The sequence below is a fragment of the Photorhabdus antumapuensis genome, from assembly GCF_020387775.1.
GTDB lineage: Bacteria > Pseudomonadota > Gammaproteobacteria > Enterobacterales > Enterobacteriaceae > Photorhabdus > Photorhabdus antumapuensis.
Map to the genome: position 1 here is coordinate 2,613 of NZ_JAHZMK010000018.1, position 21,391 is coordinate 24,003.

Genomic DNA, 21,391 nt, shown 5'->3' on the forward strand with positions numbered 1-21,391 from the left:
AGTTTACCGGCTGATAATTAACATGCTGAGCAACAGTCAGACCATGATTGAATTGCAACACCATAATTTGATTTTCATGTCCATGCTGATACCGATTACCAATGGAATCCAAAGTCGAACATCCTTGAGAAATAAGCCCCTGAGATTCACCATTTATCGTCACATAAATCATATTTTCCATACTACACCTTAATTAATTTACCTTGTGTCCAATTTTCCATTCTGAGTTATTTTTCTTCGATTTCAATAAGAGAATTGTAATGAATCGTTAAGTATCTTATATAAATGTAAATATTGCAGGCTCGTAGTCAGGTCAAAGATAATAAAAAATTTTTATCACTATTGCTATCCTTTAATAAATAAAAAACCGTAAATTAATCAATATTAACCGACAACATCAGATTGAATTTATACATCACTTAACCCCCTATAAATACTCACTCCATAGAGATTAGAAACCCGTTTGCTATATGTTGAAGATAATCCGATTATCTGATTAAGTTATGTTATCTAACGTCGGGCCAACATGTTAAAAACTACCACAGGAACAAATAGAGTATTTATGAAAAGAAACATTCAACCCGGTTTCTGTGTCGTACAGCAACCTGGAGGATTGAGTTTTCAGGCAAGTCTGTTATTCAGCCATTCAAATAGCGAAGCGGCCCGGTATTTTATGTCATTAAATGCAAATTACCGATTCCTGAAACCGGGACAAATCCTGCTGGTTGCAGATCCAGATTCCTATAATCCGCCACATATAATACAGCTATTGAAGCAATCTCAGTATGAAGTAAACCGATCCATTGCAACTTTACCCAATGAATACGCGGCATTTCTGCATCGTCATTTTGGCCTGTTTCACTATGTGCTGGATCAGGGGGGAACTTTGGTTGGTACCGCTTCATCTCTGGGTGATACTTATTTCTCCCAAATTAAAAAAAATCTGTCAAAATTACAGAAGCTTTATCAAAAAGAATATCGGCTAAATGGGCTAAACCGAAAATATGTCAGTCCCGAGTTTTATGTAGAAAGACAATTGATTATGGGTAACCTAAAGGGATTATTGAATAAAGTTGGCCGACTCTCTTTGAAAATCGACCAACATCCTAATTTAAAACATGCGCTAAAGTTATCCACTAAAGCCATTGCTCATCAATGGGATAAAGTCGGAGTTGGCGCAATAAAGGGATATAGTCAAACAATTATGCAAAGTGAAAAAATGATTAAATGGATGAAATATGGCGGCCGAGTTGCCATTGGCCTAGATTTTATTGATACCACCGGACAGGTTATTGATGCCTGTAATTATGGGAAAACAGGAAAATGTGAAAAAGTAGCTATCAAAGAATATAGTAAATTTGCAGGTAGAACAGGTGGCGGGATGGGTATAGGATATTTGAGCAGCACGGCAGCAGGTGCAGCATGTGTTGCTCTTGGAGCTGCAACTGATGGCTTAACTGTCGGACTTTGCATGGCGGGCGGCGGCCTTGCTGGTGGTTATATTGGCAGCAAAGGTGGAGAATGGTTCCTCGAACTTATTGTTGAATACTCAATGGGCTTTTAATATGAATAGAATCACTTTTATCATTTTACTTGTTTCTTTTTCTTCTTTTCTTCTTTCTCTTGCTATATCAATAACTATTTATAAAATAAATCAGAAAAAGATGGATAAAATTATTGAATTATATATAGGAAAAGGGCTTTTGTTATCAACAGGTGTGAACATTGGTCGTTTTATCGGTGTTTATGGTCAGTTTCAGGTTGCTACATTTTTCTACATGTTATTAACGGGAAAAAGAATGAGAATAAATAAACCTGACAGTAAATACATGTATCAAGAATCTTATGATTTCATTCAAAATTTACCTTCCAGTTTAACTCATTGGATAAAAACATATTTCATCACCATTAATATAAGTTTTATATTCTTCTTTATATCAACAGTAACGGCTTTATGTCATAAATACTCTTATGTTTTCAACTAAAATACGCACTAAAACCTGGAGATCATATTAGAAATAAAAATGGAGAATGCAATGGGTAAATCTTCTATTGAGTATTTTTTTGGAGATTAATATGCACAGAATAATTTCTCTTATTGTTATTATCTCTTAATCATTTTATTATCTTTCGCTATTGGGATAGTATTTCTTACATATGACAAATATATCTTTCCGTTCTTTAATTAGGGCTTTTTCAGAAGAACACGTAGCCAGGAAGGCTATAGATAACTATGGATTTGAGAAAGCTGCGGAATTTACTGTAGATTTGTTTATAGGAAATTAACTATGAGAATATTGGATTTGATAATGACAATATGTCTTTTCTTATCTCTTTTATTTTTGATTATATCAATAGCCATTTACAAAATAAATCAAAAAAAGATGGATAAAATTATTGAATTATATATAGAAAAAGGACTTTATTTACCAACAGGCATAATGATACAACGCTTCGGAAGGATGCGTGATCAGATTCACGTCGTTTTGTTCTTCTACAGGTTATTAACTGGAAAAAAAATGAAGATAAATCAGCCTGATAGTAAATATATGCACCAAGAATCTTATGACTTTATTCAAAATCTACCCTCCAGTCTAACGCATTGGATGAAAACATGTATCATTAGCACTTATATAGGTACAGCATTTTCTCTCATATCAACAATAATAATCTTAATTCAAAAACATTATTCATTGTACTAACTCAAGAGGCTCAATATAAATAACAGTCAGACCATGATTAAATTGCAGCACTGCAATCTGATTTTCATCTCCATTCTGATACCGGTTACCAATAGAATCCAGAGTATGGGTGCTCTTCACCTTCGACAACAGAAAAAGCTATCAATTCATTTCATTAGCATTAACAGGTAAAAACGAGCGGAATCTATCGCAAACTCTTTTAAGGTGTCAGGTAATAAAAATGGTATACTCCATCCCCTAAATCCCATTTAAACATTATCTACAGAGTGTCCGTGGTGGATCAGAAACAACAATATAACCTGAACAAATTACAGAAGCGTTTACGCCGTGATGTCGGTCAAGCAATCGCTGATTTCAATATGATTGAGGAAGGCGATCGTATTATGGTCTGCCTTTCTGGTGGTAAAGACAGCTATACCCTGCTATCTATCCTGCAAAATCTGCAAAAAAGCGCTCCAGTTAATTTTTCACTTGTTGCAGTTAATCTGGATCAGAAACAACCCGGTTTTCCTGAGCATATCCTTCCCGCTTATCTGGATGAACTGGGTGTCGAATATAAAATTGTCGAAGAAAATACTTATGGCATAGTGAAAGAGAAAATACCCGAAGGTAAAACAACGTGTTCACTCTGTTCGCGTCTGCGCCGTGGCATCTTATATCGTACAGCCACTGAGTTGGGTGCAACGAAAATTGCATTAGGCCATCATCGTGATGATATTTTGCAGACTTTATTTCTCAACATGTTTTACGGCGGCAAACTAAAAGGTATGCCACCAAAGTTGATGAGTGATGATGGTAAACACATTGTCATTCGCCCTCTTGCCTATTGCCGTGAGAAAGATATTGAGCGCTATGCAACCGCCAGAGCATTCCCGATCATTCCTTGTAATCTCTGTGGTTCACAACCCAACCTGCAACGCCAGGTTATTAAGGATATGTTACGGGAATGGGATAAGCGTTATCCGGGCAGAATTGAAACCATGTTTCGTGCGGTACAAAATGTCGTTCCATCTCATCTCAGCGATTTTAATTTATTCGATTTTAAACATATCACTCACGGCAGCAAAGTTATTGATGGTGGTGATCTCGCCTTTGACCGCGAAGAATTACCCATACAACCCGTTGTTGATATAGAAGATCAGTCCGATTATCAATCGGAACGGTTGGATATTGTTGAAGTAAAATAGTTATTCTTAATCATATCGCTCTGGATATATTTCAGAGCGTTAATTTCTTCTTCTTTTTCATCTTGATTTTTCATTGTTTTCCTACAACAACAATGAAAAATAAAAAAAGCCGACATTATAAATTAATATCGGCACAAGAATGGGCAATTATTCTGTATAAAGACTTATGTGAGAAAAACTACAATTACGGAGAACAACGTTCATCGCTTAACGTTGTTTTCACCTGCAAGAGTTATCATGCCTCAATGACGATTGGTGAATATTGATATATCTCAAATTAAGAACCCATTTTAGTAACATTTCCCCGCAGTTGTGTTTCATCTCTCCAAATATACCCTTCATCTTTCAAGCTGCTGCTTTGTTGGCTACTTTCACTCACCCCAGTCATATCGTTATCTATGCTCCTGGGGATTCGTTCACTTGCCGCCGCGCTGCAACTCGAAATCTATTAGGTATAATTATTTAATTTTCATAACCATTTACTTTGCCTTAACCACCACGCAACAAACAAAACCAACCCGAATAACAATAAACAGAAGATAGCAAAACCTAAATAATATTCATTGCCAGGAATACCACCAAGGTTGACACCAAATAATCCGGTCAGGAATGTTGTCGGCAAAAAAATCATAGCAAGTAATGACATAGTATAAGTACGGCGGTTCATCGCACCCGCCATTATGGATGTCATTTCATCTGAAATAACTGCCGTGCGAGCAATGCAACCATCCAAATCATCCAATTCTCTTCCCAAGCGGTCAGATATTTCCTGCATTCGGTGACGATCTTCATCACTCATCCAGAGTAATCTTTCACCCGCAAGACGGGCAAATACATCTCGTTGAGGCGCCATATAACGACGCAGAATAATCAATTGTTTACGCAATAAAGCTAACCCACCCCGTTCTGGTATCCGTTGCTCCAGAATCATATTCTCAAGCTCAATAAGGTTGTCATGAAGATCTTCAATAAAATTACCCACTTCATCGGTTATTGCATCAACCATTTCAACCAACCAGTGCCCGGTCGTTTTCGCGCCTATACCATTTTGTAAATCATTCAATACCTGCTCAAGTGAATGCACTTTACGATGACGACTGGAAATAACAATTTCAGCATTAATATAAATACGGAACGTGACTAGTTGATCGGGACGTTCACTTTTATTGCTATTAATTGTTCGCAGCGTGATCATCGTCCCACCGCCAGTGCGGATTATTTTCGGCCTAACACTCTCTCCAGCCAGCCCCTTTTTGACAGTTTCTGGCAACAAATCAGTGTCCATTATCCAGCGATAACTCTTCGGATTATGGTAATCCAAATGTTGCCAAAAAGGTTGAGTTGGTGTGGCTAATCCATTCATATCAATCGCTGTCATGCCGCCTTGACCATCAAACTGACAAGCATAGACTGCATCAGCCTCTTTCAGTAATGAGCCATAAATGGTTTCCACATCCAACTCCTTACCCTCAGTGCTTAATTATGTACATAGTATGGCTGTATGCCACGTCTTCAGGATTGGTGATCGGGTATCCTTTTAACCAAGGCTTTATCAACCTGCCATTAGTGTATTGATAAATCGGTGCAATAGGTGCCTGTTCAGCAATCATTTGCTCCGCTTTGTTATAGTCATCGTTCCTTAAAGCATTATCTGTTCGCAAACTAGCAGATTGTAGCAATTTGTCATAATTCGCCTGATGGAATTTAGCAATATTGCCACTATGCGTTGAAGTTAACAGGCTTAGAAATGTAGAGGGTTCGTTATAATCACCAACCCAAGATGCACGAATAACATCAAAATTGCCCGTGTTACGGCTATCAATATAAGTTTTCCATTCCTGATTCATCAGATTCACTTGCACACCCAGTTTCTTCTTCCACATAGAAGCAATAGCGATAGCAATTTTCTGGTGGTTCTCGGAATTATTATAGAGCAGAGAAAGTTTCAGTGGATTGTTCGGCCCGTAACCAGCCGCTTGTAACAAAACTTTGGCTTGTTGGTCCAATTCTGCTTGTGTATGTTGCTCCATTTCACTGATCATCGGCTGGAAACTGGCGGTCACATCCGGCGTAAAATGCCAGGCAGGTTTCTCGCCTGTCCCCAAGACTTTTTCCGCAATGACTTTACGGTCAATTGCCATGGAAAGCGCTTTACGCACTCTGGCATCATTAGTCGGTGCACGCTGTGTGTTAAAAGCGTAATAATAGGTCCCCAACTGATCCGGAGTATAGACTTGCCCAGGTAAATCATGCTGCAATTTTTTATACATATTTTTCGGGAAGGATTCGGTGATATCCAAATCATCCGCCAGATAGCGTTTAGTGGCGTGTGATTCCTGATTAATGGGTACGAATGTGACTTTAGTCAGGACCGTTTTTTTATGCTCCCAGTAATAAGGGTTTGGTGTCAGGACGATTTTTTCATTAATAATTCGATCATGTAATTCGAAAGCGCCATTCCCCACCAAATTGCCAACTTTTATCCACTCTTTCCCATATTTTTCTACTATCTTCTTATTTACCGGATAGAGACTGAAATTCGCCGTCAGGTTAGGAAAATAAGGCACAGGCCGGTTTAGCGTCACCTTTAGTGTGTGTTTATCAATGGCCTCAACACCCAGTTTTGCAGGAATTAATTTACCATCAATAATTCCCTGAGCATTTTCAATACCCGCTAGTGCGGCAAACCAAGCGAAAGATGACGTATTAGCCGGCGTGACCAACCGCTGCCAACTATACACAAAATCTGTCGCAGTAACGGGATCGCCGTTTGACCAACGGGCATCAGAACGCAACGTAAAAAACCAAGTTTTGTTGTCTGCTGTTTTCCACGCTACTGCGACACCAGGAATGGCGTTGCCATACGCATCCTGATTCACCAGCCCTTCAAACAGATCACGCTGAACTTGCGCCTCTGTCAGACCGACAGCATTAATCGGGTCTAAGGATGCCGGTTCGTCTTTTAGATGACGCACCAGTTCCTGTTTGTCATTAAGTTGAGTGCCAGGAGGAACTTCCGCAGCAAAAGCAGAAACGGTGATAAGAGAACTATTGATAAGTAGTGCACAAGAAATCAGATTGAAATAACGCATAAGGTAATAGTCTGCCCTGTTATAAAATAGATATCCCATCACTAAATTATAAACCATTGCCAAAATGACACAATCAGACAATTTTACTCTCACAAGCACTATTTTTGATGGGCAAGAGCCGGATATTCTTCTACACTGGACAATCGTGGTTCATTTATCAGAGGAAGAAAACTATGACACAAACAGTAAAATTTCAAGGCAATGATATCGCCGTAAACGGCCAGTTCCCAACATCAGGGGAAAAAGCGAAAGATTTTACTCTGACAGCCAAAGATCTCTCCGATGTCTCTCTTAGCCACTATGCCGGAAAAAATAAGGTGCTGAATATTTTCCCAAGTATCGATACCGGTGTTTGTGCGGCATCAGTACGTAAATTTAATCAGGTCGCGAATGATTTGGAAAATACCGTCGTACTGTGCATTTCTGCCGATCTGCCTTTTGCTCAGTCCCGTTTCTGTGGCGCGGAAGGGTTATCAAATGTCGTCACGCTATCTACCCTGCGGGGCGGTACTTTCAGTGAAGATTATGGCGTTGCCATCAGCGACAGTCCTCTGAGTGGTCTCACAGCCCGTGCAGTCATTGTGCTTGATGAAAGCGATAACGTGATTTATAGCCAACTGGTTGATGAAATCACTAATGAGCCAGATTACGATAGCGCACTGGCCGTACTGAAATAAATCCCGTGATTTGTATAGTGCCCACTTCCGGTGGGCATTATTTTATTCGTCATCATCCGGCTCATATTCAGTAGTATGCTTCCTGCTACTCAGACCATATTCTCTCAATTTATTGGCAATCGCCGTATGCGATACCCCAAGACGTTTAGCCAGTTTACGCGTACTGGGATAGTGCCGATAAAGACGCGTCAGCACCGAACGTTCAAAACGTTTACTGATTTCATCCAGAGAACCATTGAACACATCCTCACTAAAAGAAACCTCTGTTTCAAACTCTGGCAGTTGTATATCCCGCGGCGTCAGCTCCATATTTTCGAGCTGAGTCAGCGCCCGATAGATGGAATTTTGTAACTGCCTTACGTTACCGGGCCAACTGTAACTCGTCAGAAAGTGAGAAAGTTCAGGGGACAATTTCGGTTTCAGTACTCCCTGCTCTTCAGAAAAGCGCTCAATAAAATACTCCACCAGCGGCATAATATCTGCTTTGCGATCACGCAACGACGGGAGTGTAATCGCCAACACATTAAGGCGATAATAGAGATCTTCGCGAAATTCCCCTCGCTGCACCAATTCAACCAGATTTTTTTGTGTAGCACAGATAACCCTGACATTCACTTTGACTTCGTTTTCTTCCCCTACTCGGCGGAAAGTACCGTCATTCAGAAAACGCAGCAGCTTAATTTGCATCTGTGGCGACATTTCACCAATTTCATCCAATAAAACAGTGCCACCATTAGCCTGCTCGAAGAAACCTTTCTTTCCTTCAATTGCATTAGGATAAGCGCCGGCAGCATAGCCAAACAGTTCACTTTCTACTACATCATCCGGCATCGATGCGCAGTTCAACCCCAAAAAGGGCTGTTTTCCGCGTAAGCTGTGTAAATGACAGGCTTTTGCCAGAATATCTTTGCCAGTTCCTGTCTCGCCAATCAGCAACAGTGGCGCATCCAGCATCGCCATTTTACGGGCCTGCTCAATAATCTGAGTCATTTTTGGGCTAACAGCGATAATCGTCTTAAACTCACTACCATCATTGACAGCCAGTTTTTTCAGTTGATTCCCTATTCGGGCCGCGGATTTGAGCATAATTACTGTGCCAACACACTGCATTTTCTGCTTTTCATCAATCAGTTGAATGGGAGTAATATCCATCAGGTAGTCCAGACCTTTGAGAGTTATCCTTTCCACACGTTGCTGGACATTTTTATTTTCAAACCAGCGCGAAAAGTTATAACCGCTGATAAACTGCCCGATAGGTTTTTGATAAGTTTGTTCCTCACTAACACCAAACAGCTTAAACACCGCAGAGTTAGCAAGCTCAATATTTCCTTTCAGATCAACTGAAAAAACAGGCTCAGGCAAGGATTCCAACAGTGCACACATCGCTTTGTGTTCTCTTTCAGAAGGCATAAAAGAGACGGTACGAACATCAATAACACCATTAATACGGCGAATTTCCGCCATCAATTTACGAAATACATTGAAATCAACTGGTGAAAAATTAAGGTAAATCCGGCCGATTTGGGATATTTCTATCCCTTTTAAATCAATATTCTCTAATACCAGTAGATCGAGCAATTCACGGGTCAGCCCAATTCGATCATGGCAAATAACTTCTAAGCGCATCTGTTTTGACCTTATTTACACGAATACATATCATTTTTTAAAATACTACTCTCTACGATTATTCATATGAAGCATTCTGTCAGTAAAAATTGACCAGACTCCGGTTTTTTAATGTGGTAAATAACACAGCATTTGAAACTTTCACTAAAATAAACAAATTTTAAGATTGATTATAAAACAGATTAATAAAATAACGTAAAATATTGTCGTTATCTGGATATTTTGTGCGTTCAGATAGAATTAAAGCATATATCATTTAATTAACTATATTCTTAGACTTATTTGGCAGGATATTCTTAAGTTGAGTGATTAGCTGACGACGGAAATCTCCTAATTTAGGTTTGTCACCTTCTATCCAAGGTAATGGCCTGCATAATTCCATCGCTTTGATACCCAGTCGGGCGGTCAGTAAACCGACACCGATCCCTTGAGCGGCTCTGGCAGAAAGACGCGCGGCGATATCCTGCGATAACCAATCCATACCCACTTCCCGCACCACTTCCGAAGCACCAGAAAAAACAATATTCAGCAGAACAAGGCGGAAGAGCCGAATACGACTGAAATATCCCAGTTCAATACCATATAGCGCTGCAATACGATTAATTAGCCGGATATTACGCCAGGCAATAAATGCCATATCGACAATGGCCAACGGGCTGACTGCTATCATTAATGCTGATTCCGCAGCACAGCGGCTGATTTCAGCCCTGACTTGAGAGTCCAAAACAGGTTGAACCCATTTACTGTACAACACCATCACTTCACGATCGTTATGTGTATCATGTAAAGCGGCCCGCCAGCGCTGTAACGCCGGGTGATGCTGTTCGATACCCGCCTGACTTGCCAACTTCTCACAAAATTCCCGCCCTTTACCCACACCATGATGTTGCAATAACGCTCTCGCAGTCTCGCGTTCCTCAGACCGCATTCTTAGCCGATAAAGGCGACGCCACTCACTGGCAAGAGAACCTATACCCGCAAAGACAATCATGCTCCCCGCTGCCGCTGCACCTAACGCGCTCCAATCCTGTTGCTGCCATGATTGATAAATCCACTGTACAAGCTGAGCAATAGCACTCACGCCCAATAAAATCAGAGCACCATAGACCATTTTACGCCAGCAACTACGCCTGGGTTTCAGTGCTGCGTTAACTATCCCTTCCACCTGACCTTCGCGCTCTGCCGTTTCAAGCTCTGGCGATACAGGATAGAAATTCGCCATGTCTTTTTCATCAAAGATCTGAGCGGACTTTAAAACCGGCTCTTGTGGCCCCGGTAAGGGCTCTTCAAAGTCAATTCTTGGCTTCAAGGGCTCCGTCATTTCACTTTATCTCCTACTAAAAATTCCAGCACGGTATCCAACCGAATATGAGGCAATGGTGTATCAACATTTACCGGACAAGGGCTAAACTCCTCGAAAGAGAAACCCTGTTTTTGCCAGAAATTATCCTCAGGTAAACGCCGGGGCACCTCTCCGGGAAAAAATGTCAGTGATTTACCATCGGTAAGCCGATATCCTTTCAACGCCGGAATCCTTTCACCATTGTGTTCAATCATGCCACTTTCTGTCGCCCGTACCGATGCCAAGCCAACACAATCCATGCTGATACCTTCAAAAACCGCATTTTGTCTGGCTTCCTGAACCAATTGCTGGAGTAAAGAAACCAAATTAGCATGCTGATCTGCGGTAACATGATCTGCCTTACTGGCAGCAAACATTAATTTATCAATGCAAGGGGAAAACAGGCGGCGGAAGAGCGTTCGTTTACCATAATGAAAACTCTGCATTAATTGTGTCAACGCCAAACGCATATCATTAAATGCTTGTGGTCCACTGTTCAATGGCTGTAAACAATCGATTAATACAATCTGCCGATCAAAACGTAGAAAATGCGCTTTATAAAACCCTTTCACAACCGACTGGCAGTAATATTCAAAGCGCTGACGCAACATACCGATATTCGTGTGTTGATCTGCCTGAGCAAATTGTGACTCTGTGATATTGTTGATATCCGGCCACGGGAAAAATTGTAAAGCCGGAGCCCCCATCATGTCACCGGGCAGAACAAATCTCCCCGGTTGAATAAAATGCAACCCTTGCTCTTTGCATTTAACCAAATATTCCGTATAAGCCTGAGCAATAGCAGCCAATAGATTCTCATCTGCGGGTGCCAGTGGATCGCACTGTTTGCAAAGTTCCAACCAAGGTTTTGCCCATTCAGCCCTTTGTCCCCGCAATAAGCCATTCATCTGATGTGACCATGTTAAGTAACTTTGCGCCAACATCGGGAGATCTAGCAGCCATTCGCCGGGATAATCCACAATTTCCAGATATAACGTGGCAGTTTCTTTAAAATGACGCAATAGAGAATTCTCAGAACGGTAACGCAGTGCTAGCCGGATTTCACTGACACCCCGTGTCGGTGTCGGCCAGGCAGGTGGTGTGCTGTAAAGTGCGGTCAACCCTTCATCATAGGTAAAACGAGGAACGCCCAAATCGCGTTGAGGAACCCGTTTTACACCCAACAAACGACCATCACGCACAGCAGAAAATAACGGCAACCGGGCACCGCTATGGAGGTTAAGTAGCTGATTAACCAAAGAGGTGATAAACGCTGTTTTACCACTACGACTTAATCCTGTTACAGCTAACCGCAAATGACGATCCATCCCACGATTAACCAGCGAAGTTAATTCATTTTGCAGCCGTTTCATGTCTCTCCTGTGATAAGTATTACGATCAGGCAATACCAGTTAGTTGCATCATTTAACTTTTCCTGCAACTCGTGCTTGCAGGGCTTCACGCTGACATTGCATCTCTTGTTTGGCCAACTTATGAGAAACCCAAACCGTGTTAGGATCATCGGCCTCATTGAGACCTTGTTTCACTTGTTCCCGGAACCAATTATCGTGTTCCGCCGCTTCATGAGTTCGTTTCAACATTAATGACTCCACAACTAGCCCAAGGCATTCCTAAATTATTATCAAAGCTGCCTGAAACGGCTGCGAACGCTGAACGTTTCCGAAGTGACATAACGCTCCATTTGACGCAGGCGAATCTCTCCCGATTTCAATTGATAGTCGATTTCATTCAGCAAGTTTTGTGCTGAAAAATGGGCCTCTTCGGTATAACCCGTGGGCGCCGGATCAAGGATGAAAACCAATACAATATAAGCAACAACCACAAAACCAAACAGGCCAAAGAAGAGCGACAATACCGCGATAACACGAATTAAACGTACTGGTACATCAAAATAATAGGCCAACCCGGCACAAACACCTTTAATCTTACCCTTCTCAGGTATTCGATACAGTTTCCGGCGGTTACCATTCGACATTATGATTGCCTCCAGTCAGGATGTTCTGCATCTAGAATATCTTCCAATGTTTTAATTCGTGCCTGCATATGTTGTACACGCTCCGCCAAACGCTGAATTTCATGCTGATCCAACTGACTTTGGTTTGAATTCCGGCTGTTATAATGCAGCCACAACCAGATGGGTAATACAAAAAGTACGAAGATAGTCAGTGGAATGCCAAGAAATATAGAACCCATCACTTTTCCTTAATGGTTAGTTGAGTGCAGCAACATTTAATGTTGTTCTTTATTAGCATTTATTTTAGCCTTCATTACCGCTAACTGCGCACTGATTTCATCGTCTGCTTTTAATTCAGCAAACTGTTGATCCAGAGATTTTTGTTTTCCCATGCCCACGGCTTCTGCTTCCGCTTCCATATGATCGATACGGCGTTCAAATTGTTCGAAGCGAGCCATTGCCTGATCAATTTTACCGCTGTCAAGTTGGTGACGAACCTGTCGGGAAGAGGCTGCCGCCTGATGACGCAGAGCCAACGCCTGTTGTCTTGCTCGGGTTTCGCTAAGTTTGTTTTCAAGCTCAACAATCTCCCCTTTCATACGCTCAAGTGTCTCTTCCAATACGGTTAATTCATGTTTCAATGTCTCCACTAAAGCAGCCACTTTCTGTTTTTCAAGCAGAGCTGCCCGCGCTAAATCGTCTCTCTCTTTATTCAACGCCAGTTCCGCTTTCTCCTGCCAATCGTGCATTTGTTGTTCACCTGAGGTAATGCGGCGAGATAACTGCTTTTTCTCTGCCAGAGCACGAGCAGAAGTTGAACGAATTTCAACTAAAGTGTCTTCCATTTCCTGAATCATCAGGCGAATCATTTTCTGCGGATCTTCCGCTTTATCCAGTAATGAAGAGATATTGGCATTCACGATATCAGCAAAACGAGAGAAAATACCCATAGTAAATTATCCTCTTTGGTTAAGATTGGTTGGTATTATTGATGTCACTGCTATTTCCTATCCCATACTCATATCAAAAGTCGTGCCAACTTTTCACTTGCTCTATTTTTATGAAATATAAAGAAATTTTTTTATTTGACTTTTTATCACAACATAATAAAGTGGCTAAAATAACCAATTATTGGTGAAAATAACCATGAATGACACCACGGAAAATCTATTAGGTGAAGCAAACAGCTTTATTGAAATCCTGGAGCAAGTATCCGCGCTGGCAAAATTAAACAAACCCGTTATCGTTATTGGGGAACGCGGCACCGGCAAAGAGCTGATTGCCCGCCGTTTGCATTATTTATCCCCCCGCTGGCAAGGACCATTTATCTCCCTAAACTGCGCGGCTTTGAATGAAAATCTATTGGATTCAGAGTTATTTGGTCATGAGGCTGGCGCATTTACTGGCGCACAAAAAAGACATCAAGGAAGATTTGAACGTGCCGATGGGGGTACGCTATTTCTTGATGAACTGGCAACCGCACCAATGCAAGTTCAGGAAAAGCTATTGCGCGTCATTGAATATGGGCATCTTGAACGCGTTGGCGGCAGTCAACCATTACAAGTCGATGCTCGACTGATATGCGCGACCAATGATAATCTGCCCGCAATGGCAGCTAAAGGGCAATTCCGCGCTGATTTGCTCGATAGATTGGCTTTCGATGTAGTTAAAATCCCACCATTGCGGCAACGGCAGCAGGATATCATGTTGCTAGCACAACATTTTGCTATTCAGATGTGCCGCGAACTTGATTTACCACTATTTCCCGGTTTCACTGACCAGGCAAAAAAACAGTTACAGAATTACACCTGGCCCGGTAATATCCGTGAACTGAAAAATGCTGTGGAACGATCGGTTTATCGTCACGGCGAAAATTCTGCTCAACTTGATAATATTATTATTAACCCATTCGCCTCCACACCGCATTTTATAGCCAATGTTGATGATAGTAATGATTTATCTTCACGACTTCTGCCTTCACTGCCTGTTAATTTGAAACAGTGGCAACATGACAGCGAACGACAATTAATAGAGTTATCATTAAAAGAGAGCAGGTTTAACCAAAGAAAAGCAGCAGAGAAACTACAGCTGACCTATTATCAATTACGAGGCTTAATGAAGAAATATGATATCAATGTCGGCGATAAGTGAGCCGGATTACAGATAAAAAAAAGCCAGCACCCGAGCTGGCTAAAAAACACTGGAAGCAATGTGAGCAATGTCGTGCCTTTCCTGGGACATAACAACTGTTCCCGGGAAGTGCGATACAGATGATAATGGTTATCAATACGTTTTGTAAAGCACTTTGTTGAGAATTTTTCTCATTACCATCCCCGCAGCGTTTTTTTGGGCTCAAGCGCGAATTGAGATACAATGTGTCAATTCTAATTAATAACAGATGCCTTATATGCGCAGTTTGATTTATTGGATCATATTATCCCTTTCAGTCCCTGCTATTGCAGAAACAATAGCTACGCCTGAAAAAAATCCCCACGTTCCGGCTGACATTCAGCAACAAGGGTTTATTTATTGCGTTAACGGTAACCTGAATACCTTTAATCCTCAACTGGCTAGCAGCGGCTTAACTGTCGATACACTGGCAGCACAACTCTATGAGCGTTTACTGGATGTTGACCCTTACACTTACCGTTTGCTCCCTGAATTAGCCTCCCGTTGGGAGGTACTGGATAATGGCGCTACCTACCGTTTTTATTTGCGCCATAATGTCTCATTTCAATCAACAGACTGGTTTACTCCGACCCGTAACATGAATGCTGATGATGTCATCTTCAGCTTTAAACGTCTGTTTGATAAGCAACACTATTATCACAACGTCAATGGCGGGCATTATCCCTATTTTGACAGCCTCCAACTGGCCGATTCTATTCAAAGTATCCGTAAACTTAATGAATATACGGTGGAATTTCGCTTGAACGAACCAGATGCTTCTTTTCTTTGGCATTTGGCAACCCACTATGCCCCAATACTTTCACAAGAATATGGGCAACAATTGCATCAAATGAATCGCCATGAACAAATTGACTGGAAACCTGTCGGCACAGGCCCGTTTATGTTGGAAGATCATCGGACCAGACAATTTATCCGGCTGGTTCGCCATGATCAATACTGGAAAGGCAAACCACAAATGCGCCAGATAGTTATTGACGTCGGTGCCGGCGGTACCGGCAGGATGTCTAAACTCTTAACCGGTGAATGTGATGTATTAGCGTATCCCGCTGCCAGTCAGCTTACAGTTTTACGAGATGATCCCCGCCTGCGTCTGACTTTACGCCCAGGAATGAATATCGCTTATCTGGCTTTCAATACCAGCAAGCCACCACTTGATAAGCTACAGGTTCGGCAAGCCATTGCCTACGCTATTAATAACCAACGGCTGATGCAATCCATCTATTATGGTACGGCGGAGACAGCCTCATCAATTTTACCTCGAGCATCATGGGCTTATGATAATCAAACTGAAATTACGGAATACAACCCAAAAAAATCCCGTAAAATGCTCAATGATCTCGGATTAAATGGCTTGCAATTGAGCTTATGGGTACCTTCCGCCTCTCAATCATATAATCCAAGTCCACTCAAAATGGCAGAGCTGATTCAGGCCGATTTAGCACAAGTTGGTATTACCATGAGTATCAAGCCTGTTGAAGGCCGCTTTCAGGAAACCAAACTGATGGATAAATCTCACGATATGACCTTATCAGGCTGGTCAACTGACAGTAATGACCCAGACAGTTTTTTCCGTCCACTATTAAGCTGTGCGGCTATCGCTTCACAGACAAATTTCAGCCATTGGTGTGATCCAACATTTGATAAAATTTTGCGGGAAGCCTTGATTAACCAGCAATTATTATCCCGAATTAAGTATTATCATGTGGCTCAACAAACCCTTGAGCAGCAATTACCTATATTACCATTAGCCTATTCTCTGCATTTACAGGCTTACCGTTATGATATTAAAGGGCTAGTACTCAGTCCATTTGGTAATGCCTCTTTCGCTGGCGTTTATCGGGAAAAAGAGACTAACCGAATGACTCAGAAGGATGGCAAATGATTATTTACACTCTCCGTCGTCTGCTATTGCTGATTATTACCCTGTTTTTCCTGTCACTGATAAGCTTTAGCCTCAGTTACTTTACCCCCAATGCTCCACTCAGCGGGGCATCCCTATTTGATGCTTATATATTCTACTTCAACAGCTTATTACTATGGGATTTTGGCGTATCCAGCATTAATGGTGAACTTATCAGCGAACAACTACGGGAAGTGTTCCCCGCCACAATGGAGCTCTGTATTCTGGCTTTCTCTGCCGCCTTGCTAATCGGCATCCCACTCGGGATTATTGCGGGAGTATGGCGTAACAAACCAGCGGATACTGTTATCATCTCCATTGCTTTAGTCGGATTTTCCATCCCAATTTTTTGGCTAGCATTATTACTCACTCTATTTTTCTCCCTTTATCTCGGCTGGCTACCCGTCTCCGGGCGCTTTAATCTGCTATATCAGATTGAACCTGTAACAGGTTTCTCATTAATTGATGCCTGGTTATCAAAATCACCCTATCGTAATGAGATGATCATCAGTGCCCTGCAACACTTGCTGCTACCCGTTATTACCCTCGCCGTTGCACCGACAACCGAAGTTATCCGGTTGATGAGAAACAGCACAGAAGAAGTTTTTGGTGAAAACTACATCAAAGCCGCCGCAACCCGTGGTTTATCAAGGCTGACAATTATCCGTCGTCATGTATTACACAATGCGTTGCCCCCTATCATTCCGAAACTGGGATTACAATTTTCCACCATGCTGACACTGGCAATGATGACGGAACTGGTATTTAACTGGCCGGGACTTGGCCATTGGTTGGTCAGTGCCATTCGCCAGCAAGATTATTCCGCCATTTCTGCCAGTGTTATGGTGATTGGCACACTGGTGATTTCTGTCAATGTTCTGTCTGACATTATTGGCGCAATGACTAACCCTCTAAAGCATAAGGAATGGTATGCCCTTAGATAATTTTTATCGTGAAAAGAAAATGCCGTCACCGATAAAGGTCATCTGGCGCTTTTTTTATTCTGACATGTTGGCAATGATGGGGTTTTATGGGGTGCTGATTCTGATCGCCCTAAGTCTGTTTGGTAGCTATCTGGCCCCCTATAAGCTCGATCAACAATTTCTTGGTCATCAGTTACTGCCACCTTCATGGTCATATCACGGTAATATCGCATTTTTTCTAGGTACCGACGATCTTGGGCGCGACATTCTCAGCCGATTACTAATAGGTACGGCCTCCACATTCGGTTCAGCGCTGTTAGTCACTTTAGCCGCCGCTTTATGTGGTCTGATTATCGGCTGTCTGGCAGGCATGACACGAGGACTGAAATCCGCGGTGCTCAATCATATTCTCGATACATTACTCTCTATCCCATCACTATTGCTGGCAATTATTGTCGTCGCCTTTGTCGGCGCCAGTTTGCAGCATGCAATAATCGCTATTTGGTTGGCGCTATTGCCACGTATCGTTCGCACAGTTTACAGCGCAGTTCACGATGAGCTAGATAAAGAATATGTTATCGCCGCCCGCTTGGATGGTGCCTCTAATTACCATATTCTATGGTACGCCGTATTACCAAACATTACCGCCGCCTTGATCAACGAGCTAACTCGTGCCCTTTCTATCGCCATACTTGATATCGCTTCACTGGGTTTTCTTGATCTTGGCGCCCAACTTCCCTCACCCGAATGGGGAGCCATGTTGGGCGATTCACTGGAGCTAATCTATGTTGCGCCCTGGACCGTTATGTTACCCGGCGCGGCAATCATGTTCTGTGTCTTGTTAGTCAATTTATTAGGTGATGGATTACACCGAGCAATTAATTCCGGGGTGGAATAATGCCATTACTCGACATTCGCAATCTCACTATTGAATTTATGACTGCCAAAGGGCCAGTCAAAGCAGTTGACCGCGTCAGTATGTCACTGACAGAAGGTGAAATACGCGGTCTGGTGGGCGAATCAGGCTCAGGTAAGAGCCTGATTGCCAAAGCAATAAGCGGAGTCACTAAAGATAACCTCAAAGTGACGGCTGACCGTTTTCGCTTTGATGATATTGACCTGCTCCGTCTGACTCCACGTCAGCGCCGCAAAGTGATCGGCCACAATATCTCAATGATTTTTCAGGAGCCACAATCCTGTCTTGATCCTTCTGAAAATATTGGTCGGCAACTCATTCAAGCCATCCCTAGCTGGACTTACAAAGGCCGTTGGTGGCAACGTTTCAAATGGCGAAAACGCCGGGCTATTGAATTACTCCACCGTGTGGGCATTAAAGATCATAAAGACATTATGAGTAGCTTCCCTTGCGAATTAACGGAGGGAGAGTGCCAAAAGGTCATGATTGCTATCGCGTTGGCTAACCAACCACGCCTGCTGATTGCAGATGAACCAACCAATGCGATGGAACCAACCACGCAAGCTCAGATTTTCCGTCTGCTAGCTCGATTAAATCAGAACAACCACACCACCATTTTACTGATAAGTCATGACTTGCAAGTTATGAGCAAACTGGTGGATCGCATTAATGTTCTGTATTGTGGCCAAACGGTCGAAAGCGCCGTTCCCGATGAATTACTGATAACACCACACCATCCCTACACACAAGCGTTAAGCCGCGCTATCCCTGATTTTGGTAGCTCTTTGCCCCATAAAAGCAGGTTAAACACCTTATCAGGCGCTATTCCATCCCTTGAACATCTGCCAATCGGCTGCCGTTTAGGTCCGCGTTGCCCTTATGCGCAAAAAACGTGTATTGAAACACCACGGTTGCGGGTGATTAAAAATCATGCTTTTGCCTGCCACTTTCCACTGAATCTGGAGGAACAGTAATTGGTGAATACTCTGCTGGAAGTTAGGAATTTGGCTAAAACTTTTCGCTATCGAACCGGTTTTTTTCATCGTCAACATCTTGATGCGGTAAAACCCGTTAGCTTTACCTTAAAAGCTAAACAGACACTGGCAATTATTGGTGAAAACGGTTCTGGCAAATCAACACTGGCAAAAATGCTTTCAGGTGTCATCGAGCCAACTGCCGGTGAAATCATGATCGAAGGCCATAAACTCACTTACGGTGATTACAGTTATCGCAGCCAACGTATTCGCATGATATTTCAGGACCCAAGTACGTCGCTAAATCCTCGTCAGCGTATTGGACAAATTCTTGATATTCCCCTTCTGCTTAATACCGAACTCAATACAATGGAGCGGGAAAAACGGATCAACCAGACATTGCGACAAGTTGGCCTGTTACCGGACCATGCCAATTATTATCCACATATGTTAGCCTCAGGCCAGAAACAGCGGGTAGCACTGGCGCGCGCATTGATATTACAACCTCAGATTATTATTGCTGATGAGGCATTAGCATCACTCGATATGTCTATGCGATCTCAAATCATCAATCTGATGTTGGAATTACAGGAAAAACAAGGTATTTCTTACCTCTATGTCACCCAGCATCTTGGCATGATGAAACATATCAGCGATCAGGTGCTGGTCATGCATCAAGGGGAAGTTGTTGAGCGGGGAAATACAGCAGAAGTGTTGGCTTCTCCTTTACATGATATGACCCGCCGTCTGATCGCTAGCCATTTTGGTGAAGCACTCACCGCTGATGCCTGGCGGCAGGATATTCCTTAACATATAGAAAACGATAATTACTGCTCGGAGCAGAATGCAAAATACAGCATATTTCTCCCTAGCGTGATAGAATTACTGGGTTTATTAACAATAAAACGTCATATTGATATTGTCTCTGTGAGTAATTTTAATCCATGAATATCATTATCGGCGTTATCACACAAGGATACTGTTATGGGTTTTATGACCGGCAAGCGCATTCTGATCACTGGCGTCGCCAGTAAACTCTCCATCGCTTATGGTGTTGCAAAAGCTATGCATGACCAGGGAGCAGAGCTGGCTTTCACTTATCAAAATGACAAGTTGAAACCTCGTGTTGAAGAATTTGCTGCTTCCCTAAACTCTACTATCGTTCTGCCTTGCGATGTAGCTGAAGACGAAAGTATCGAAGCCCTGTTCACCGAACTGAGTAAAGTTTGGCCAAAATTCGATGGTTTTGTTCACTCCATTGGCTTTGCACCTGCTGATCAACTGGATGGTAACTATGTCAGTTCCGTTACCCGCGAAGGTTTTAGAATCGCGCACGATATCAGCTCTTACAGCTTTGTTGCCATGGCAAAAACTTGCCGTGAAATGCTGAACCCAAATTCTGCTCTACTGACTCTCACCTACCTGGGCGCAGAGCGCTCAATCCCTAACTATAATGTAATGGGGCTGGCAAAGGCATCTCTGGAAGCTAATGTTCGTTATATGGCTAACGCTATGGGTGCTGAAGGTGTTCGTGTTAACGGTATCTCTGCCGGACCTATCCGCACTTTGGCAGCGTCTGGTATCAAGGATTTCCGTAAGATGCTGGCTCACTGTGAAGCCGTTAACCCAATTCGCCGCACTGTAACAACTGAAGATGTTGGTAATGCTGCGACATTCTTGTGCTCGGATCTGTCCGGCGGTATTACCGGTGAAATCCTGCATGTTGACGGTGGTTTCAGCATTGCCGCAATGAATGAACTGGAATTGAAATAATCTGATTAATAATCAGTAACTTTCAACTCAATAAGGCCAAGGCCCGAAAAGTCAGTTTTTCGGGCCTTTTATTATCAATAAAATAATAAATTAATTAAACCATTAAACCATTAA

21 protein-coding genes are annotated in these 21,391 nt (G+C 42.4%); 11 read left to right on the forward strand and 10 right to left on the reverse strand.

Annotated elements, in window-relative coordinates; genetic code table 11:
- Positions 1-181: type VI secretion system tube protein TssD (tssD, locus tag KZ793_RS07770; protein WP_225814839.1), on the reverse strand; the 181-nt coding region annotated here is incomplete at its 3' end.
- Between the two features lie 381 nt (positions 182-562).
- Between tssD and KZ793_RS07775 the strand changes: the two genes are divergently transcribed.
- The 3 genes from KZ793_RS07775 (at position 563) to ttcA (ending at position 3,889) form a co-directional block, all read left to right on the forward strand.
- Positions 563-1,564, forward strand: a complete 1,002-nt coding sequence (locus KZ793_RS07775) for a hypothetical protein (RefSeq protein WP_225814840.1) — start codon at positions 563-565, stop codon at positions 1,562-1,564.
- 1 nt (position 1,565) lies between these two features.
- Entirely contained in the window at positions 1,566-1,985 is a 420-nt protein-coding gene (locus KZ793_RS07780) for a hypothetical protein (RefSeq protein WP_225814841.1), read from the forward strand.
- 974 nt (positions 1,986-2,959) lie between these two features.
- Entirely contained in the window at positions 2,960-3,889 is a 930-nt protein-coding gene (gene ttcA / locus KZ793_RS07785; protein WP_225814876.1) for a tRNA 2-thiocytidine(32) synthetase TtcA, read from the forward strand.
- Positions 3,890-4,358: 469 nt separating this feature from the next.
- On the opposite strand, the gene zntB is transcribed toward ttcA, so the two are convergent.
- Together zntB and KZ793_RS07795 are read right to left on the reverse strand one after the other, a co-directional pair.
- Positions 4,359-5,342, reverse strand: coding sequence for a zinc transporter ZntB (gene zntB / locus KZ793_RS07790; protein WP_225814842.1), 984 nt, complete (start codon positions 5,340-5,342; stop codon positions 4,359-4,361).
- 16 nt (positions 5,343-5,358) lie between these two features.
- Positions 5,359-6,981 (reverse strand): peptide ABC transporter substrate-binding protein, encoded by a 1,623-nt coding sequence (locus tag KZ793_RS07795; RefSeq protein ID WP_225814877.1) that lies wholly within the window; start codon positions 6,979-6,981, stop codon positions 5,359-5,361.
- Between the two features lie 173 nt (positions 6,982-7,154).
- On the opposite strand from KZ793_RS07795, the gene tpx reads away from it, so the two are divergent.
- Positions 7,155-7,658, forward strand: coding sequence for a thiol peroxidase (tpx, locus tag KZ793_RS07800; protein WP_225814843.1), 504 nt, complete (start codon positions 7,155-7,157; stop codon positions 7,656-7,658).
- A gap of 42 nt (positions 7,659-7,700) precedes the next feature.
- On the opposite strand, the gene tyrR is transcribed toward tpx, so the two are convergent.
- From tyrR to pspA, 7 genes are all read right to left on the reverse strand, one after another.
- Entirely contained in the window at positions 7,701-9,284 is a 1,584-nt protein-coding gene (tyrR, locus tag KZ793_RS07805) for a transcriptional regulator TyrR (protein WP_225814844.1), read from the reverse strand.
- Positions 9,285-9,540: 256 nt separating this feature from the next.
- A complete protein-coding gene (locus KZ793_RS07810) occupies positions 9,541-10,605 on the reverse strand; it encodes a YcjF family protein (protein WP_225814845.1) in 1,065 nt (354 codons plus the stop codon).
- A complete protein-coding gene (locus KZ793_RS07815; RefSeq protein WP_225814846.1) occupies positions 10,602-11,999 on the reverse strand; it encodes a YcjX family GTP-binding protein in 1,398 nt (465 codons plus the stop codon). Before KZ793_RS07815 ends, KZ793_RS07810 begins: the two co-directional genes overlap by 4 nt.
- Before the next feature lie 48 nt (positions 12,000-12,047).
- Positions 12,048-12,227 (reverse strand): hypothetical protein, encoded by a 180-nt coding sequence (locus tag KZ793_RS07820; protein ID WP_049581339.1) that lies wholly within the window; start codon positions 12,225-12,227, stop codon positions 12,048-12,050.
- 41 nt (positions 12,228-12,268) lie between these two features.
- A complete protein-coding gene (pspC, locus tag KZ793_RS07825) occupies positions 12,269-12,622 on the reverse strand; it encodes an envelope stress response membrane protein PspC (protein WP_225814847.1) in 354 nt (117 codons plus the stop codon).
- The gene (gene pspB, locus KZ793_RS07830; RefSeq protein WP_225814848.1) at positions 12,622-12,840 is read right to left on the reverse strand and encodes an envelope stress response membrane protein PspB; all 219 of its coding nucleotides are present in this window, start codon (positions 12,838-12,840) and stop codon (positions 12,622-12,624) included. Before pspB ends, pspC begins: the two co-directional genes overlap by 1 nt.
- A gap of 36 nt (positions 12,841-12,876) precedes the next feature.
- The gene (pspA, locus tag KZ793_RS07835; protein ID WP_225814849.1) at positions 12,877-13,551 is read right to left on the reverse strand and encodes a phage shock protein PspA; all 675 of its coding nucleotides are present in this window, start codon (positions 13,549-13,551) and stop codon (positions 12,877-12,879) included.
- Positions 13,552-13,747: 196 nt separating this feature from the next.
- Here pspA and pspF point away from each other — a divergent pair, with 196 nt between their 5' ends.
- From pspF to fabI, 7 genes are all read left to right on the forward strand, one after another.
- Positions 13,748-14,752 (forward strand): phage shock protein operon transcriptional activator, encoded by a 1,005-nt coding sequence (pspF, locus tag KZ793_RS07840; protein WP_225814850.1) that lies wholly within the window; start codon positions 13,748-13,750, stop codon positions 14,750-14,752.
- Positions 14,753-15,008: 256 nt separating this feature from the next.
- Positions 15,009-16,673 (forward strand): ABC transporter substrate-binding protein SapA, encoded by a 1,665-nt coding sequence (gene sapA / locus KZ793_RS07845; protein WP_225814851.1) that lies wholly within the window; start codon positions 15,009-15,011, stop codon positions 16,671-16,673.
- Positions 16,670-17,635 (forward strand): putrescine export ABC transporter permease SapB, encoded by a 966-nt coding sequence (gene sapB / locus KZ793_RS07850; protein ID WP_118985929.1) that lies wholly within the window; start codon positions 16,670-16,672, stop codon positions 17,633-17,635. The genes sapA and sapB overlap by 4 nt, the downstream gene beginning before the upstream one ends.
- Entirely contained in the window at positions 17,622-18,512 is an 891-nt protein-coding gene (sapC, locus tag KZ793_RS07855; RefSeq protein WP_118985928.1) for a putrescine export ABC transporter permease SapC, read from the forward strand. The genes sapB and sapC overlap by 14 nt, the downstream gene beginning before the upstream one ends.
- Positions 18,512-19,504 (forward strand): putrescine export ABC transporter ATP-binding protein SapD, encoded by a 993-nt coding sequence (sapD, locus tag KZ793_RS07860; RefSeq protein WP_225814852.1) that lies wholly within the window; start codon positions 18,512-18,514, stop codon positions 19,502-19,504. The genes sapC and sapD overlap by 1 nt, the downstream gene beginning before the upstream one ends.
- Complete coding sequence (sapF, locus tag KZ793_RS07865) at positions 19,505-20,314, forward strand: putrescine export ABC transporter ATP-binding protein SapF (protein WP_225814853.1); 810 nt, start codon at positions 19,505-19,507, stop codon at positions 20,312-20,314.
- Between the two features lie 174 nt (positions 20,315-20,488).
- Positions 20,489-21,277: an enoyl-ACP reductase FabI gene (fabI, locus tag KZ793_RS07870; RefSeq protein ID WP_225814854.1), complete on the forward strand. Its 789-nt coding sequence runs from the start codon at positions 20,489-20,491 to the stop codon at positions 21,275-21,277.
- Positions 21,278-21,391: the final 114 nt, after the last annotated feature.

Excerpts from the sequence above, each read along its gene's own strand:
- KZ793_RS07775 (WP_225814840.1), top strand. The coding sequence starts at position 563 with ATGAAAAGAAACATTCAACCCGGTTTCTGTGTCGTACAGCAACCTGGA.
- KZ793_RS07780 (WP_225814841.1), top strand. The coding sequence starts at position 1,566 with ATGAATAGAATCACTTTTATCATTTTACTTGTTTCTTTTTCTTCTTTT.
- KZ793_RS07795 (WP_225814877.1), bottom strand. The coding sequence starts at position 6,981 with ATGCGTTATTTCAATCTGATTTCTTGTGCACTACTTATCAATAGTTCT.
- tpx (WP_225814843.1), top strand. The coding sequence starts at position 7,155 with ATGACACAAACAGTAAAATTTCAAGGCAATGATATCGCCGTAAACGGC.
- tyrR (WP_225814844.1), bottom strand. The coding sequence starts at position 9,284 with ATGCGCTTAGAAGTTATTTGCCATGATCGAATTGGGCTGACCCGTGAA.
- KZ793_RS07810 (WP_225814845.1), bottom strand. The coding sequence starts at position 10,605 with ATGACGGAGCCCTTGAAGCCAAGAATTGACTTTGAAGAGCCCTTACCG.
- KZ793_RS07815 (WP_225814846.1), bottom strand. The coding sequence starts at position 11,999 with ATGAAACGGCTGCAAAATGAATTAACTTCGCTGGTTAATCGTGGGATG.
- KZ793_RS07820 (WP_049581339.1), bottom strand. The coding sequence starts at position 12,227 with ATGTTGAAACGAACTCATGAAGCGGCGGAACACGATAATTGGTTCCGG.
- pspC (WP_225814847.1), bottom strand. The coding sequence starts at position 12,622 with ATGTCGAATGGTAACCGCCGGAAACTGTATCGAATACCTGAGAAGGGT.
- pspB (WP_225814848.1), bottom strand. The coding sequence starts at position 12,840 with ATGGGTTCTATATTTCTTGGCATTCCACTGACTATCTTCGTACTTTTT.
- pspA (WP_225814849.1), bottom strand. The coding sequence starts at position 13,551 with ATGGGTATTTTCTCTCGTTTTGCTGATATCGTGAATGCCAATATCTCT.
- pspF (WP_225814850.1), top strand. The coding sequence starts at position 13,748 with ATGAATGACACCACGGAAAATCTATTAGGTGAAGCAAACAGCTTTATT.
- sapA (WP_225814851.1), top strand. The coding sequence starts at position 15,009 with ATGCGCAGTTTGATTTATTGGATCATATTATCCCTTTCAGTCCCTGCT.
- sapB (WP_118985929.1), top strand. The coding sequence starts at position 16,670 with ATGATTATTTACACTCTCCGTCGTCTGCTATTGCTGATTATTACCCTG.
- sapC (WP_118985928.1), top strand. The coding sequence starts at position 17,622 with ATGCCCTTAGATAATTTTTATCGTGAAAAGAAAATGCCGTCACCGATA.
- sapD (WP_225814852.1), top strand. The coding sequence starts at position 18,512 with ATGCCATTACTCGACATTCGCAATCTCACTATTGAATTTATGACTGCC.
- fabI (WP_225814854.1), top strand. The coding sequence starts at position 20,489 with ATGGGTTTTATGACCGGCAAGCGCATTCTGATCACTGGCGTCGCCAGT.